The organism is Paenibacillus tyrphae, assembly GCF_000722545.1.
In the GTDB taxonomy this organism is placed as follows: domain Bacteria; phylum Bacillota; class Bacilli; order Paenibacillales; family NBRC-103111; genus Paenibacillus_G; species Paenibacillus_G tyrfis.
In genome coordinates this window covers 60,015-76,047 of the sequence record NZ_JNVM01000028.1, presented here as the reverse complement: position 1 = coordinate 76,047, position 16,033 = coordinate 60,015, and the positions used below count along the sequence as shown (strand labels likewise).

Here is a 16,033-nt window from a genome sequence, read left to right as displayed (position 1 = left end):
TCGCAAGCTGCCATGAATTATAAAATTTTGTTTAACATTCAATAGTCTTTCGATACGTTATGTATTATTTTTATAAAGGAGGGATCGCAATATGGGAAGTTTGCGGTTCAAACAATTAGATTCGTTAAGAGGTTTGGCAGCGCTTACAGTTTTGTTTCATCATCTTTTACTGGCTATGCCGCAAAAAAATGTATTCACCACAGCTCTTGAAGTTACACCCGCCAGGTTGTTTGTTAATGGACATGGGGCCGTCATTTTATTTTTTCTGCTCAGTGGATTCGTGTTGTCGCTGCCGGTTTTGAACGGAAACTCCCCCCCTTATTTTTCATTCCTCATTAAAAGATTGTTCCGAATCTATGTTCCTTATTTGGTTACTATTTGTATCACAATTTTTATTTCCATTTTTTTATATCAAGGTATTTTGCCCGAATTCAATTCCTTTATTAACCAATCATGGAAGAACGCTTCCGATCCCTCGTTAATCACGGAGCATATTTTATTCATCGGAAACCCCCATACGATATCTTATAACCCCGTAATCTGGACGCTCATTCACGAGCTGCGCATCTCGATCGTCTTTCCGTTCGTGATACTCATGATCAAAAGCCTCAACCCCCTCGTCTCTCTAATCGTTTGCTTCCTCCTTACTTTCATTGCCGGATTGGACGGTATGTTGTTTAACCTTCCGAGTAATGGATACCACTCAAGCTTCTTTGATTCCTTGCATTATTTATCCCTCTTCATCATCGGTTCGTTAATTGCTAAGCACAGAAAGCAGTTGATCGATCTATACCGTCATTCAAAAGCTTCCTTGAAATGGACCGTGCTGGTCGCCGCATTGCTCTTTTATCATTACTCGGAAGTGCTGAATAAGGATTTCTTCAAAAAGTTGTTCGATACGCCCTATAATTTTTATTTATCCGAATACGGCATTGCCATGGGCGCATCCGTGTTCATTGTCGCTTCGCTCGCTTCTTCCAAGCTGTCCAACGGGTTAACTCATCCCGGTTTCGTCTTTCTGGGCAAAATATCGTACAGCTTATATTTAACTCATCTGGTGGTCATGTTAACGTTTGCGCATGCTTTACACGGGCGATTGTCCAATGCCATGATCCTGTCCTTATCCTTTATGGGAGCGCTCATTGTAGCGGCGGTTTGCTGGTTAATGATTGAGCGACCTTCCATGCAGCTGGGAAAATATTTAACGCGGAGCAAGCAAACCGCAGCCAATCCACCTACAACCCCCTTATAAAACTGCTCCCATAGTCAAATGCAAAAAGCCTGCCCCTTCAACAAGGAGCAGGCTCTTCTGCCAAATCATATTACACTTGCTTGGTCCGAATCTCTTCCCGGATCATCTCGATGACGCTATCTACGCTGTGAGCGCCGAGGTCACCTTGACCGCGCTTGCGGACGGAAGCGCCGGACGCTTGCACCTCATTTTCGCCGACAACCAGCATGTACGGAATTTTCTCAAGCTGCGCTTCGCGAATTTTGTATCCGAGCTTCTCGTTGCGCAGGTCGGCTTCGACCCGGATACCGGCATTTTGCAGCTTCGCTTCGACTTCCTTGGCGTACTCGTCGAAGTTGCCGGATACCGGAAGCACCTTCGCCTGTACCGGACACAGCCATGTCGGCAGCGCACCGGCGAAGTTCTCAAGCAGGAACGCGGTCATCCGTTCCATGGTCGAAATGATGCCGCGGTGAATGACGACCGGGCGGTGCTTCTGGCCGTCGGCTCCGACGTACTCCAATTGGAAGCGCTCCGGCAGCAGGAAGTCGAGCTGCGCGGTCGACAGCGTCTCTTCTTTCTTGAGCGCCGTCTTGATCTGCACGTCTAGCTTCGGACCGTAGAAGGCCGCCTCGCCTTCCGCCTCGAAGAACGGCAGACCGAGCTCCTCGACCACCTCGCGAAGCATCCGCTGCGACATTTCCCACATTTCGTCATTTTGGAAATATTTCTCCGTATCCTTCGGATCGCGGTACGACAGACGGAAACGGTATTCCTTAATGCCGAAGTCCTCATAAACTTGACGAATCAGGTTCACGACGCGAGCGAACTCTTCCTTGATTTGATCCGGGCGGCAGAAAATATGCGCGTCATTGAGCGTCATCGCCCGGACGCGGTGAAGGCCGGTAAGCGCTCCGGACATCTCGTAGCGGTGCATCGTGCCGAGCTCGGCGATCCGTATCGGCAGGTCGCGGTAGCTGCGCATGTCGCTCTTATACACCATCATATGATGGGGACAGTTCATCGGGCGCAGCACAAGCTCTTCATTGTCCAGCTCCATCTTCGGGAACATGTCTTCCTGATAATGCTCCCAGTGACCGCTCGTTTTGTACAACTCCACGTTGGCAAGCACCGGCGTGTACACGTGTTGGTAGCCGAGACGCTCCTCCAGATCGACGATATAACGCTCCAGGGTGCGGCGTACCTTAGCGCCGTGCGGCAGCCAGAGCGGAAGTCCTTGGCCGACTTCGCTGGAGAAGGTGAACATTTTCAGCTCTTTGCCGAGCTTGCGGTGGTCGCGTTTTTTCGCTTCCTCCAGCAAGTGCAAATGCTCGTCCAGCTCCGATTTTTTCGGGAACGCCGTGCCGTAGATGCGCTGCAGCATTTTGTTCTTCGAATCGCCGCGCCAGTAAGCGCCCGCTACGCTGAGCAGCTTGAATGCTTTGATCCGCCCGGTGGACGGCAGGTGCGGCCCGCGACACAGGTCAAAAAACTCGCCTTGGTCATAAATCGTAATGACCGAATCTTCCGGAAGGTCGTGGATCAGCTCCAGCTTGAGTGGGTCCTCCAGCTCGCCGAAAATGCTCAGCGCTTCCTCGCGGCTGACTACCCGGCGGCGGATCGGCAAGTTTTCCTGAACGATGCGTTCCATTTCTTTCTCGATTTTACCCAAATCTTCCGGGGTGATCGATGTTTCCATATCGATATCGTAGTAGAACCCGTCTTCGATCACCGGTCCGATGCCGAGCTTGACGCTTTTATTGCCGTACAGCCGTTTGATCGCCTGCGCCATCAAATGCGCCGTACTGTGACGGTATACCTCCAGGCCTTCTTCACTATCCAGCGTAACGATTTGCAGCGCGGCGTCTTCTTCCAGCGGCGTGCTCAAATCGACGAGCTTTCCGTTCAATTTGCCTACGACAGCATTTTTTTTCAAACCCGAGCTGATCGAGCCTGCGACCTCTTCCACCGTCGTTCCCTGTGGATATTCCTTCACCGCTCCGTCGGGAAAAGTTACTTTTACAGCCATGTCCACTACCTCCAATAATTGTAGGAAATACAAAAAGCGCATCATCCCGAAAGGGACGAGTGCGCTTAGCTCGTGGTTCCACCCTAATTCAATCCGCAACTTCCATTCCAACAAAAAGGCAAGTCTGCGAATCCTCAACTCATTCGGTAACGGGAATGATCCGGCGATTTATACTGCGCGTCTCCAGTCACCGATCTAATCGGTTGAGGACGACATTTTCCAAATCACGGCTACAAAGGGGTAACCGATTGACGTTCGCTGAAGGGGATTGCAGCCGGATGTCCCCTCTCTCTGGACAGCACTTCAACCGATTGTGTCTTCGATCTTTGCCTTATCCCTTATTATATTCAGCCGCCGTCGAGCGGTCAAGGTTTTGGCACAGCCGGCAGTAGCCGCACAGTTCCACGCGATTTTCGAAAATTTGCCGGATCGTCTTGATCACCTGCAAATCCGGCTCGCGGGTGTGAATATAAATTTGCTGCGGAGATACCGAAATCAGCGTACTGACAATCATATCCTCGAAATTCATATCCTTCTCGAGCGTTTCTACCGTCACGACGGCATCCGCATCGTTCGTTTCGATCTTCTCCAGATGCTCGCCAAGCAGCATAAACTCATTGCCGCCTTTATGAATAAGATGAACGAACGGAATTTTCGCTTCCTGAATATAGACGAAATATTGCAGTAGGGAAATGAATTCGCGATACTGCCGGTCCATCACGAATTCGTCAACGGCATATTCGACCACTTCGCGGAGCTCGTTCAAGTAATCCGGCGCCCGGAAGCGCAGAAAGCCGTCCAAATTCAGCTCCGTATGCTCTTCGATGTATTCGGTAAGCAGGACGGTCAGCTTGTTTTTCCGCCGCAGGTACGCTTCATTCTTGTCCGATTTGACCGCCGCCGAATCTCCCTGCTCTCCCAACATTTGGCTGCAATAGCCCAGGATGCTGTCCGTCTCTTCGTCCTGCTTGTAATGAAACTCATGACGGATCATATGACGCAGCAGACGCTGCTCTTCTTCCGTCAATAAATAGTCCGCCACGGCGCCGGCTGCTGCTTCATATAACGCGTGCCCGTCAGCCTGCAGTTGAAAAGCCGGCATAACCGCGCTCACTTCGATTCGCTGCAGACCGTTCCGCCGGTCCAGAACGATCCGGATTTTATTCTCATTATGTAGCCGTTCGCCGAAAAGCTCGACAAGACGCAATAGCCGGTCAGCTTGAGCTTCGGAGCGTTTCACCATTACGATCGTCAACAGCTTCATCCGGGGTCACACTCTCCTTTCGGGCCTTACGATTCCTTTAAAGTATATGGCTGGACCTTCGCAGATATACAAAGTACAGACACCCGGGACGTAGCAATAACTGTGAGGAGAATCATCAGGAGTCACTTCTGAATGATACCAATTGTATTTTCTGACACATTCATGATACAATATGTATCAATAACAAAATACGATCCTGGGAGGTTTGCTATGCAGCATCTTCGCCAAAGGTTCAAATCGCCGGCTGCGGACAAGCTCGTTCGTCTGCACAAAAATATTTACCTTAACCGCAACGACCCCAAGTATCACGAAAAGGTGATCACGTATCTCGACCCGCACTCTCCCGAGGCGCATTACAAGCTGGGACAATATTTCGAGAATAATGGCAATATCGGCAAAGCGCTGAAGCATTATAAAGAGGCGATGAATACGTATCCTTCGCCGTATTATTTTCCCGCTTCCGGCTCGATCCGGCGGCTGACGAAGGAGAAAGCACCGGCCATCCCCGGACCTCAAGCCGCTTCAGGCACAGTTGCACCACGCACGAAAAGAAAAAGCGCTGCCTACGGCTTAAAAATGCTGCTGTTGGTGCTTCTGTTCATCAACGTGCTGCTGCTGGCCCTGCTGTACGGACCGACCGCCGTTTCGAAGGTCGTGTCGGCGTTTATGCCTTGGAGCGTCGGGAAAGAAGTCACGTATGAAAGCGTCGAAACCGCTTACGTCCTGCATTTTCCTTATGGAGAGCCGCAAAAAGCGGTAGAGGAGGCGCTTCATAAAAAAGCGCTGCAGCTTGCAAACGATCATCCGAAGCAAGCGATCGTCCTGTACGGCATCGCGTCCGGCGTTCGAAACGCAGATAACCAAGCGGTGCCGCTGAGCGACGAGCAGCTTAAGACCAAGGCGTTTGTCGTGGCGGAATACAACCCGGCCGTCGATACTTCGGTCAAAATCCGGTTCCTTCATTCGGAATTTCAAAAGCTCCGGACGACGGCCGGAGCCCAATTGATCCGGACGGCGCTTGAAGCTTACGCTGCGGATCACGGATCGGCCCCCTCCCCCATCGAGCAGCTGTTTCAGCCCTATCCCAATAACTATGCCAGCTATATGCCTATAGAAACGATTACCGGTTCGGCTCATGTCCGAACCGTTTTTGATGGGAGCGGCGGATGGGTTTACGACGCCCGTGCCCAAGACCCTGCGCGTAAGTTTTATCCGAATGTTGCGTGGGAGGGTACATCCGGAGCGGCAACCGCCTCCGCAAACCTTCCTTTCGAACCGGTGACGGTCACAATCGACAAAAGCGCTCACTTGCTCCGACTGAACGCCGGCCCGGTGGTGTTCGCGGAGCTGCCGGTCGGACTGGGCGCGGACGGCCGAACTCCCGAAGGGGCCTTGACCGTCCTGGAGCGGGTGCGTGAGCCGCAAGGGAGCCGCCCGGGGGCATACGGCACCGCTGCCTTGGGGATGGGCGAGATCGCCATCCACGGCACGGCCGACGCAGCATCGATCGGCGCGAACCGGTCGCTTGGCTGCATCCGCCTGGCCAACGAGGCGATGTCCGCACTGTACCCGCTTGTACCGCGGGGCGCGCGCGTCGTTATCGGCAGCGGCGGAACGGGCGAAAGCGCCCCGGTTCTAGTCCAGCCAGAGCTGCTGCTTCCGGGCAAGGGCGGACTGGGCCGGGAGGCTGAGGAAACGGCCAAGCACCGTGTCTTTCAGTGGTTAGGCTAAGCATCGGAGCGGGCCGTATATTGTTTGCGCAAAAAAGACGCTTGTCCTCGAACCCTATGGCCGAAGACAAGCGTCTTTTGTTTTATGCTAATTTTGCATAATGAAGTCTTTATGCACCTGAACCGTCTCATCGTCAAAACGGCGTAAAATCTCATAGCGCGTATTGCGCTGCGCGGGAATTTTGCCCGCTTCCCGAATGAGCTGCAGCGTCGATCCGATGTTCACCTTGTGCGTCGTCCCTGCCGCGGATACGACGTTTTCTTCGATCATCGTCGAGCCGAAATCGTTGCAGCCGTAGTGCAGCGACAGCTTGCCGACTTCCGGTCCCATCGTCACCCAGGACGACTGGAAGTTCTTGATGTTGTCGAGCATGATGCGGCTGATCGCGACGTTTTTAAGATAATCTTGCGGCCCCAGCTTCTCCGCCTTCAGATTCGTGTTGTCCGGTTGGAACGTCCAAGAGATGAAGGCCAGGAAGCCCGGCGTATTGTAGCCGTTCGCGATGCATTCGTCCTGCGCGTCACGGATGCGAAGAAGATGCAGCGCGCGTTCCTCCATCGTTTCGCCGAAGCCGATCACCATCGTCCCGGTCGTGTGCATACCGACTTTGTGGGCCGTTTGCATGACATCCATCCATTCGCGCCACGAGCCTTTCAGACGGCTGATTTTGCGGCGGGTGCGGTCGTCGAGAATTTCTGCGCCGCCTCCAGGCAGCGAATCCAGTCCGGCTTCGTGAATGGCCCGGATCACTTCCTCCAGAGAAAGGCCGTTCGATACTTCTTTCATTTTCATAATCTCGGCCGGGGAGAACGAGTGCATCGTAATGTTCGGGAACCGCTTCTTGATTTCCTTCAGCAGATCGGTGTAATAGCTGAAAGGCAGGTTCGGGTTCGTGCCCCCCTGCATCAAAATTTCGGTTCCTTCCACGTCGATCGTTTCCTGGATCTTTTGAAAAACAACCTCGTTCGGCAGCACATAGCCTTCTGCCGAGCCCGGTGCGCGGTAGAAGGCGCAAAAACGGCAGTACACATCGCAAATATTCGTATAATTGACATTCCGGCCGATCACGAAAGTCGTAACCGGCTCCGGATGATGCCGCAGCATAATTTGGTTGGCCACATGGCCCATTTTTTCGATTTCGTCCGATTCGTAGAGCGCCATACAGTCTTCCAGACTGATCCGGTTGCCGGCCAGCGCGCTATCCAATATCCGGTCGATGGAACTCATCGCTTTCATCTCCTTTATGCTTTCATCCTACCATAAAATACTCCGCTCCTGCCATACTAAAAGACCGCCATTTTCCGTGGAGTGGAAAGCGGCGGCCGTTTTTGTGACCAATTTGTGATCATCGGCACAAAGCCTTTAAGCGGGATGCATATGCCGGTGCCCTACGATTTTTTCTTTGACCAATTGGAGCTGCCGTACCCGTTCCTGGTCGGTCACCAGCGGCTGCGGACGGGCAAAATAAAAGCCTTGCACCATATGCACCTGCATCTCGTAAAGCATGCTGAGCTCTTCCGGCCGCTCGACGCCTTCGGCGATCACTTGGCAGTTCATGTTGTCGGCGAAGTGAAGCAGCGCCTTCAGCAGCGATTGCTTGACGGACATCCGGTCGATCTCGGCGATGACTGATCTGTCGATTTTGATGATGTCGGGTACCAGCTCGGAGATCGATTGCAGGCTTGAATAGCCGGCCCCTGCATCGTCCACGGCAAAACGGAACCCATGCGCGCGGCAAGCGTTTATGACAGCCCCTATGTATTGAAAATCCCGAATCGCGTGGCGTTCCGTAATTTCCAGAACGACCTGCGAGGCCGAAATGGCTGGAAATTGCTTCAACGTTTCCAGCAAATGATGCAGAAACAGCGGATGTCCGAGCGAAACGGGCGTCACGTTAATAAACACCTGCTCTTGAATCGCCCGTGACGATATTTCCATGAACGCCTTCTTGATGACCAGAAATTCGAATCTCGATAAAAGATCGGCTTGGTAAGCCATATCGAACAGCTCGGCAGGCGTGTGGAACGGCGAGTTTTGCGGACCGCGGGTCAAAATTTCCCAGCCGTACAATTCGCCGCTGGCCAAATTGAGAATCGGTTGGGCGAGAACGAAAATGTTTTCCTGCTTCAAAATGTCCAGCAGATGCTCCCGGGTCGGGCAAAAATGCGGCGGCAGCTTTCGCGTCGCGATGCAGCGGGCATAATGATAGGCCGCTTGTATGCCGGCGGACGTGTTCTCGAGGTCCTGACCGATGATATAGCAGCCGCTTTGCAGGGATACGGGAGCTTTAGCGTCAGCGTCCGCCTGCGAACGCAGCCTGCGCGAAACTTCTTTTTGCAGCTCCTGCGCCTTGCGCTGCAGTTCGTCGAACCCGCAGGCGGCTTGTTCTTTTACGAAAATACCGTAATCGTCGAGCGCAAACTGCCGGACTCCGATCACGTCTTTGTCCCGGAAGCAGGAAGGCAGCAGCTCTAGGATCGTCTGCCGGATACGCCCCTGCAGGGCGCAAAGCCTCGATTCGGAATAAGTGGAAAACATATGATGAAAATCTTCCAAGTACAGCAAAATAAGCCCGCACGATTTTCCTTGGCTCCGGTACCGTTTGACCAGTGAGAGCACTGGATTGCGAAACGTAAACTCCGGGGGAAAAAAGCGGAGCGCCCTGCTCGGATAAGGCAGCCGGAGTAGCATCCGGATTCGTTCTTTCCACTCACCTGAAGCAAATGAAAATGTCATAAATTTCCCCCTCACCGGCAGCTACAGCTTGTCCTTACTATCATATCACGAGTTCGTTATAGTGAATAGGGAGATGTTCCTTTTTTTCACAGAAAAGCCGATGATCCCCTGAATCATCGGCTGAGCTTGTTGAGAAATTGGTGAATTGAGTAATAGAGGTGTACGAGGGGGCGGGGTATCTACTTCCGGTCGCTCTTGTCCGCAGGAAATTTTGATTTGAAGCCGCTTTGCAGCGGATATTTCCTGCGGACAAAGGCGAACGCTATCGCTCCTCCAGTAGACACCCCACCTCCGTATGTTTCTCTATTTCAGTCAAACACCACTTTCTCAACACTCTGGACTGATCCCTTGAATCATCGGCTTTTCTTCCTTTATTTATCGGTCCGAATCCGCTAACGCTTGCTCCAGGTCGTCGATGATATCGGCGATATCCTCCAGACCGACGGAATACCGGACGAGTCCGTCGGTAATTCCGCGCTCCAGCCGGACCTCGCGCGGCATCGCCGCATGCGACATCATCGCCGGGTAGGACAGAATGCTCTCGACCGCCCCCAGGCTAACAGCGACGAGCGGGATGCGCACCTTGGACAGCAGACGCTTGGTCCGCTCCCCGGAGCCTGTGTCGAACGAGACGACGGCGCCATAGCCGAGCGACTGCTTCTCGTGGATATCTCGCCGAGGGTGATTCGGCAGCCCCGGATAATAGACGGCTTCGATCGACGGATGAGCCGCCAGCCAGGCCGCCAGCTGCCGAGCGCTCTGCTCGTGCGCTTCCATCCGGGCCTTCAAGGTCTTCATCCCCCGCATGAGGAGCCACGAGTCCTGCACGCCGAGAATGGTGCCGAGCCCGTTTTGAATCTGCTTCAGCCGGCGGCCCAGACTTTCGTTCGCGGCAACGGCCAGCCCTGCGGTTACATCGCTGTGGCCGCCAAGGAACTTCGTAGCGCTGTGCAGCACGATATCGATACCGTATTCGATCGGTCGCTGATGGTAAGGCGTCATGAACGTATTGTCCAGCATGGTCAGCAGGCCATGCTCTTTCGCCCAGCTTGCGATTTCGGCAATATCGGTAATTTTGAGCGTCGGGTTCGACGGCGTTTCAAGAAACACTGCTTTCGTGTTCGGCTTAAGCGCCGCTTTCACCCGGTCCAGATCCGTCATGTCGACGAACGTCGTCTCGATGTTCATCCGGGTCAGGATGGATGTCAGCAGCCGGTATGTACCTCCGTACACATCCTCCGTGCAGATCACATGATCCCCTGCCGACAGCAGCATGAACGCGCCGGAGATTGCCGCCATTCCCGAAGCGAATGCGAAACCCCGCTTGCCCCCCTCGAGCAGCGCGATGTAATCCTCAAGCGCCTGCCGGGTCGGGTTGCCGGAACGGGAGTAATCGTACTCCTGCGGCTCGTCGAGCGAAAATTGATGGAACGTTGAGGCCTGGAAGATCGGAACGCTGGACGCGCCGGTCGTCCGGTCGATTTCGCCTCCGAAATGAATCAGCTTCGTAGCGAAAGCACGGTCCTTATGATGATCGTTCGGATGAGTCCCTTGCGTCGTCTTATCAGCCATGAGCCGGTACCCCTCCTTCAATCTCCTGCTGTGCCAAATCGATGGCTCGGGCCAAATCCGCAATCAGGTCGTCCGCATGCTCGATGCCGACGGAATAGCGCAGCAGTTTATCGTCCACGCCGACCTTGCTCCGGATGTCTTCCGGGATATCAGCATGGGTCTGAACCGCCGGGTACGTCATCAGCGACTCGACGCCGCCCAAGCTTTCCGCGAACGCAATCAGTTTCACGTGACGCAGGATCGGTTCGATATAGCGCGCATCCTTCAGTTTGAAGGAAAAAATCCCCGTATTGCCGGACGATTGCTTCTTCTGAATGTCATGGCCCGGATGGCTTTCTAGCGCCGGATAATAGACCGCTTCCACCTGCGGATGGGACTGCAGGAACGTCGCGATGCGGGTGGCGTTGTACTCATGGCGCTCCATGCGGATCGCCAATGTTTTCATGCCGCGCATGAGCAGCCAACTGTCCTGCGGGCCTAAAACCGCGCCGATCGAATTGTGCAGAAACGCCATTTCCTCGGAAAGCTCCTTGCCTTTCGTCACGATCAACCCGGCAAGCACGTCGTTATGCCCGCCGAGGTACTTGGACGCGCTGTGGATCACAATATCGGCTCCAAGCTCGATCGGACGCTGGAAAAACGGAGTAAGCAGCGTGTTGTCGACGATGGAAAGAAGGCCTTTTTTCTTCGCCCAGCCGCACACCAGCGCCAAATCCGTGACCATCATGAGCGGATTGGTCGGTGTTTCGATCAGAACCGCTTTCGTGCCCGGCTGCAGATTCGCTTCCAATGCATCGAGATCGTTCGTGTCCACATACGTTGCGGTGACGCCGAAGCGGGACATGATGCGCTCAAGCATCCGGTACGTCCCGCCGTACAGATCGAGGGAGACAAGCAAATGATCGCCTTGGCTGAACAGCGCGAAAATCGTCTGGAGCGCCGCCATGCCGGAGCTGCAGGCAAAGCCTGCGTCCCCGGATTCCAGCTCGGCGATCGCATCCTCCAATATTTTGCGCGTCGGGCTTTTCGTGCGCGCGTAATCGAATCCCGTGCTCTGCCCGAGCTTCGGATGACGGAACGCCGTCGCTTGGTATACCGGGAAGCTGACCGCTCCCGTCACCGGTTCCTCCTGGGAGCCGATCTGCGCGAGCCGGCTCTCGATTTTCAACTCTGGCTTGGAACAGTTGCTCATATCATATAATCCCCCTTATACAAATCGTAAGGCGTCTCTTGATACACATAATAGTTGAGCCAGTTGGAAAACAGCAGGTTTGCATGGGCCCGCCAAGTGTTGAGCGGCGGCCGGGCCGGATCATTGTTCGGGTAATAATTTTTCGGAACCGCGATCTCCATCCCTTTGTTCACGTCACGGTCGTACTCGTATTTGAGCGTACACGCGTCGTATTCCGAATGGCCGGTTATAAAAATTTGCTTCCCGTCCTTCGTCGCGGCAATGTAGACGCCCGCTTCCTCCGATTCCGACAAAATGTCGAGCTGCTCGACCCGGGCAACATCCTCCCGGCGAACGTCGGTATGGCGGGACTGGGGAACGAGAAACAGCTCGTCGAACCCACGCAGCAGCTTCACGTTCGACGTGGTGATCGTGTGCGGGAACACGCCGAATATTTTCTCGTCAAGCGGGTACTTCGGCACGCCGAAATGGTAGTAAAGACCGGCCTGAGCCGCCCAGCAAATATGCAGCGTCGACGTGACGTGGGTTTTGCTCCACTCCATAATCTGCGTCAATTCTTCCCAATAATTCACCTCTTCGAATTCAAGCTGCTCGACCGGCGCGCCTGTAACGATCATACCGTCAAAGCGTTCGTGCTTGATGTCTTCGAACGTTTTGTAGAACTGCTCCAGGTGCTCCAGCGACGTGTTCTTGGACGTGTGCGTTTTCGGGTGCAGCAGAATGAATTCAACCTGTAGCGGAGTGTTGCCGACCAGCCGCAGCAACTGGGTCTCCGTCGTTTCTTTCGTCGGCATCAGGTTTAAGATTACGATCCGCAGCGGGCGAATATCTTGACGAAACGCTACGCTCTCGTCCATGACGAAAATATTTTCGTTGACAAGCACTTCCTTGGCCGGCAGATGATCTGGTACTTTGATGGGCATCGGGCTCACTCCTTCGGGTATTGGATTCGTCGTTCCCTGCACTCCTGCGACTGAAAAAGGCATAAGAAAAGGCCTTTCTCTATCGCACGAGAAAGGCCTTTGTATAGTTACATCGTCCTCTCTCATCTGTCAGAAGCCGCCTGGCTTCCGCAAGAATTAGCACCGTGCATTCCTTTGCCATGCTGAAAAAACATCAACGTGTTGTTTACGCAAAGGTCTGTCGGTTGCCGGGTATCATCGGGCTAGTCCCTCCACCTGCTCTTGATAAGAGTGTGAAACCGAATCTATTCAGTTGTTTTAGATAATACTAATGTAATCGAAATCACAGCAAGCGTCAAGCGGAACCTTTTCCATGAAATGATGGCGTCTAAACCCGCACCACTCCGCCGGATTTTGCATAAATTATTCCCATGCGCGAATGAAATACAAACTCATTGTGTTCTCGAATATGACGCGTTATACTATACAAGTATTCGACATTTCACGCTAGAAGGGGTGCAGCAAACGAATGGACGGAGACCCGGGAAGTCGTATCTGCGTTCAAACACAATTGAATCTATTGTATGGAACCCGGTCGTTTGCCATTCGTTCAAGAATGCGCATGCTTTTTTGTGTGTGAAGATGACGAACAGCGCCTGACTGAAGCCTAACGTCTGTTTTCTCGCAGGAGGCAGACGGCCGTGCGTTCCATCCGATCAATAAGGAGGGGTGGAACCTATGAAGGCACGTTTGGTTCAGGACGGCATTTTTACCCTGGTGGAAGACATCACGCAAACCATCGATCCGCCTCAGCACGGCTTTTATTGGATTGATGCCGAGCCGGAGGATTTGGACATTTTACAGCCTTTGTTTCATCTTCACGAGCTCGCCATAGAGGACGTTTTGACGGAAGAGGAGCAGCGGCCGAAGATCGAGCTGTATGATTCGCATTATTTTATCGTAGTCAACAGCATCCGGTTCGATGACGAGGAAATTTTTCTCCGCGCACTCAATATTTTTCTGGGGAAGCATTACATCATCACGATCACCCGGCAAAAAATTAACGAAATTCGCGCCTTGAAGCCGATTCTCTGGGAAGAGGAGGTTACGGCTCCCGACCAATTTCTGTATCACTTGATCGACCTCATCGTCGATAATTACACCAACGTCGGGGACCGGATCGAAGCGAAGATCGAGAAGCTGGAAGAAGACATTCTGATGCATACGAAGAAGTCGCATTTGAATGAGATCATCGGGCTGCGAAGCGAAATTTTATGGCTCAAGAAAGTGCTCGTTCCGCAAAAAGAGGTCATCGCGACGCTGCACAAAAAAGAGCTGAAGCTGGTCAGCGAGCCGCTAAAAAAATATTTTGGCGATATTTACGAAAACGCCGTAAAAATATCCGAGACGTTCGAAACGTTCCGCGACTTGATGGCGAACTTACGGGAGGCTTATCAATCTTCCCTCGCGAACCGCGCGAACGAAATCATGCGCGTATTTACGGCGCTGACGACGATCTTCATGCCGCTTACGTTCATTACCGGCGTTTATGGTATGAACTTTGAGTACATTCCCGGCTTGCACTGGGAGTACGGTGGAGTCGCTGCGGTCGTTGTATTGGCGCTTGTCGGGATCTTCATGTTCGTGTTGTTCCGCAAAAAGGATTGGCTGTGAAGCCGGTCCTTTTTTTGTATGTAAAAAAAGGAACCTTGGGAAAGGTTCCTCATTCGGGATGCTTGGCCATGTGGTCTTCCAGACGTTTAATCCGGTCCAAGGTCGCATCCATATCGTTTTCGAATAAACGCATGCTCCGTTTAATATGCCTAACGTCCGTACCGACATCGTCGATCTGGCTCTGCAAGCTCAAATGGACGCGATCCAAACGGGCATCGAGAAAGTCGATTTTGGCGCCGAGACTGGTGTTGACTTCGTCGGTCTTCCCATCTAGGGCGTCGGTCTTTGCGTCAAGAGAGTCGATTTTCGCACTGAGTCGGGCGTCGATTTCGTCGATTTTCGCGCTGAGTCGAGCGTCGAATTCGTCAATTTTCGCACTGAGTCGGGCGTCGACCTCGTCGATCCTTGTGCTGAGCTTTGTGTCTAACCGGTCGATTCGCGCGTTCGTTTCACCGATTTTGGCGCTTAATTGCAGATTCAGCTCGCTTATTTTCGCGTTGGTTTCTTCCTGGTTCTTGATGATGCTGTGAAGTATAGCCCGAAGCTCCTCCATACGGTCAGCTCCTTCATATTCCTATAATCCATCTTACCTTAGCCTCCGGGCTTGTTCAATGTTTTTTTACCCTGCTGCCGCGCTTCAGCTCGCTTCAACCGTCTTCTGTTCATTCTCGCGGCGGAACTTCATCCGCAGCATGCGAAGCCATTCGTAGACGCGGTCCGCATCTTGTGCAGTCAGCTCTTTCTGGCTGTAGACCGTCTGCAGTATCGGTTTCAAGTAACGGTCGCCCTGCTGCTGGAACGCCTTCCATGCCAGCTCGCGCTCCGGCTCGGGCACCTGCTCAAGCTGCCCTTCGATATAGCTCTGCAGGTCGTAGCCTTCGCGATCCAGCTCTTCGAACAGTTGCAGCAAATTGCGCCGCTGAAGCTTGGTCTTCTCCAGCAGCTCCTCCAGCTTCTCCCCGCGCGCAATGGCTTCCAGCAGCTTATGCTTGATCTCCCGCTTCTCTTCCTCGGCCTTCCGCTTCCGTTCATTTTCCTGAAGCAGCCAGGCATTCAGCTCTCTCGAATCGATCGATTCCGCCACCCACGTTAGCGGAAAATCCGTATCCCGCTGGAAGCCGGCGGTGATGGCGACGATATCGGCTGCATAAGCGGCAGCTTTGGCTTTTCCGAATCCCGGAAGGTGCAGCAGCTCTTCTTCCGTGTGGGGAACGAAGGCGCTTATCATCTTCAGCAGCCGGTTGGTCGCGATCAGATACGCCGCTTTCCCGTCGTGGCTTGCTTGTTTAAACCGCCAATCGCGCAGTTTGTCGAACAGCTCTTCGTTGGCATGCTTCTCTCCGTAAAAATGCAGACGTTGAATATACGCCGTCCGGCGGTCCAATACGTCGATTTCGCTTACGTTCACCTGCACGATCGGCTTATAGCCGCCACATTGCTTGGCGAACACCCGCTCGCGAAAGACGGCGAGCATCTCCTCCCAGCGTAGCCCTTCGTACCAGCATTCCTGTACCCTGCGGCCGTCTTCTCTCGTCTCGTTCCACAATACCACCCAGGTGCCTTCGCTTTCGCCGATCGTCACCTGCGCCGTCCGGACATTCCCCTCTTCCGTTGCCTTTTCCAAGCTGTTCAAAAACACCAGATTCACTCGAAAAACCTCCCCCAAGAAGTTGTCAAAGCGGCTTCAAACGCAAAAAAAGCA

At 53.3% G+C, this 16,033-nt stretch carries 12 protein-coding genes and 1 riboswitch; of the genes, 3 read left to right on the top strand and 9 right to left on the bottom strand.

Annotation, left to right across the window (positions count from 1 at the left end; translation table 11 throughout):
- The first annotated feature begins 91 nt into the window (after positions 1–91).
- Positions 92–1,252: an acyltransferase family protein gene (locus ET33_RS27740; protein WP_036689900.1), complete on the top strand. Its 1,161-nt coding sequence runs from the start codon at positions 92–94 to the stop codon at positions 1,250–1,252.
- A 70-nt stretch (positions 1,253–1,322) separates the two neighbouring features.
- Here ET33_RS27740 and thrS read toward each other — a convergent pair whose 3' ends face one another.
- Positions 1,323–3,260 (bottom strand): threonine--tRNA ligase, encoded by a 1,938-nt coding sequence (thrS, locus tag ET33_RS27735; protein ID WP_036689898.1) that lies wholly within the window; start codon positions 3,258–3,260, stop codon positions 1,323–1,325.
- Positions 3,261–3,591: 331 nt separating this feature from the next.
- Positions 3,592–4,524: a putative sporulation protein YtxC gene (ytxC, locus tag ET33_RS27730; RefSeq protein WP_036689896.1), complete on the bottom strand. Its 933-nt coding sequence runs from the start codon at positions 4,522–4,524 to the stop codon at positions 3,592–3,594.
- 210 nt (positions 4,525–4,734) lie between these two features.
- Between ytxC and ET33_RS27725 the strand changes: the two genes are divergently transcribed.
- Positions 4,735–6,255 carry a L,D-transpeptidase family protein gene (locus ET33_RS27725; protein ID WP_051775709.1) on the top strand — a complete coding sequence of 507 codons (1,521 nt, stop codon included), beginning with the start codon at positions 4,735–4,737 and terminating at the stop codon, positions 6,253–6,255.
- Between the two features lie 87 nt (positions 6,256–6,342).
- On the opposite strand, the gene mqnC is transcribed toward ET33_RS27725, so the two are convergent.
- From mqnC to metA, 5 genes are all read right to left on the bottom strand, one after another.
- Positions 6,343–7,482, bottom strand: a complete 1,140-nt coding sequence (mqnC, locus tag ET33_RS27720; RefSeq protein ID WP_036689895.1) for a cyclic dehypoxanthinyl futalosine synthase — start codon at positions 7,480–7,482, stop codon at positions 6,343–6,345.
- 135 nt (positions 7,483–7,617) lie between these two features.
- Positions 7,618–8,991: an EAL domain-containing protein gene (locus ET33_RS36730; protein WP_051775707.1), complete on the bottom strand. Its 1,374-nt coding sequence runs from the start codon at positions 8,989–8,991 to the stop codon at positions 7,618–7,620.
- A 375-nt stretch (positions 8,992–9,366) separates the two neighbouring features.
- A complete protein-coding gene (locus tag ET33_RS27710; protein ID WP_051775705.1) occupies positions 9,367–10,563 on the bottom strand; it encodes a trans-sulfuration enzyme family protein in 1,197 nt (398 codons plus the stop codon).
- Positions 10,556–11,755 carry an aminotransferase class I/II-fold pyridoxal phosphate-dependent enzyme gene (locus tag ET33_RS27705; protein WP_036689894.1) on the bottom strand — a complete coding sequence of 400 codons (1,200 nt, stop codon included), beginning with the start codon at positions 11,753–11,755 and terminating at the stop codon, positions 10,556–10,558. Before ET33_RS27705 ends, ET33_RS27710 begins: the two co-directional genes overlap by 8 nt.
- Positions 11,752–12,678: a homoserine O-acetyltransferase MetA gene (gene metA / locus ET33_RS27700; protein WP_036689893.1), complete on the bottom strand. Its 927-nt coding sequence runs from the start codon at positions 12,676–12,678 to the stop codon at positions 11,752–11,754. The genes ET33_RS27705 and metA overlap by 4 nt, the downstream gene beginning before the upstream one ends.
- Before the next feature lie 119 nt (positions 12,679–12,797).
- Positions 12,798–12,949: riboswitch (SAM riboswitch) on the bottom strand.
- Positions 12,950–13,395: 446 nt separating this feature from the next.
- On the opposite strand from metA, the gene corA reads away from it, so the two are divergent.
- Positions 13,396–14,331 carry a magnesium/cobalt transporter CorA gene (gene corA / locus ET33_RS27695; RefSeq protein WP_036689892.1) on the top strand — a complete coding sequence of 312 codons (936 nt, stop codon included), beginning with the start codon at positions 13,396–13,398 and terminating at the stop codon, positions 14,329–14,331.
- A gap of 49 nt (positions 14,332–14,380) precedes the next feature.
- Here the strand turns inward: corA and ET33_RS36725 are convergent, their stop codons facing one another.
- Together ET33_RS36725 and ET33_RS27685 are read right to left on the bottom strand one after the other, a co-directional pair.
- The gene (locus ET33_RS36725) at positions 14,381–14,884 is read right to left on the bottom strand and encodes a hypothetical protein (RefSeq protein WP_051775703.1); all 504 of its coding nucleotides are present in this window, start codon (positions 14,882–14,884) and stop codon (positions 14,381–14,383) included.
- Positions 14,885–14,968: 84 nt separating this feature from the next.
- Entirely contained in the window at positions 14,969–15,979 is a 1,011-nt protein-coding gene (locus ET33_RS27685) for an HRDC domain-containing protein (protein WP_036689891.1), read from the bottom strand.
- Positions 15,980–16,033 lie beyond the last annotated feature (54 nt).

What these genes read in the sequence shown, in the direction of transcription:
- ET33_RS27740 (WP_036689900.1), top strand. Translation starts at nt 92, where the DNA reads ATGGGAAGTTTGCGGTTCAAACAATTAGATTCGTTAAGAGGTTTGGCA.
- thrS (WP_036689898.1), bottom strand. Translation starts at nt 3,260, where the DNA reads ATGGCTGTAAAAGTAACTTTTCCCGACGGAGCGGTGAAGGAATATCCA.
- ytxC (WP_036689896.1), bottom strand. Translation starts at nt 4,524, where the DNA reads ATGAAGCTGTTGACGATCGTAATGGTGAAACGCTCCGAAGCTCAAGCT.
- ET33_RS27725 (WP_051775709.1), top strand. Translation starts at nt 4,735, where the DNA reads ATGCAGCATCTTCGCCAAAGGTTCAAATCGCCGGCTGCGGACAAGCTC.
- mqnC (WP_036689895.1), bottom strand. Translation starts at nt 7,482, where the DNA reads ATGAGTTCCATCGACCGGATATTGGATAGCGCGCTGGCCGGCAACCGG.
- ET33_RS36730 (WP_051775707.1), bottom strand. Translation starts at nt 8,991, where the DNA reads ATGACATTTTCATTTGCTTCAGGTGAGTGGAAAGAACGAATCCGGATG.
- ET33_RS27710 (WP_051775705.1), bottom strand. Translation starts at nt 10,563, where the DNA reads ATGGCTGATAAGACGACGCAAGGGACTCATCCGAACGATCATCATAAG.
- ET33_RS27705 (WP_036689894.1), bottom strand. Translation starts at nt 11,755, where the DNA reads ATGAGCAACTGTTCCAAGCCAGAGTTGAAAATCGAGAGCCGGCTCGCG.
- metA (WP_036689893.1), bottom strand. Translation starts at nt 12,678, where the DNA reads ATGCCCATCAAAGTACCAGATCATCTGCCGGCCAAGGAAGTGCTTGTC.
- corA (WP_036689892.1), top strand. Translation starts at nt 13,396, where the DNA reads ATGAAGGCACGTTTGGTTCAGGACGGCATTTTTACCCTGGTGGAAGAC.
- ET33_RS36725 (WP_051775703.1), bottom strand. Translation starts at nt 14,884, where the DNA reads ATGGAGGAGCTTCGGGCTATACTTCACAGCATCATCAAGAACCAGGAA.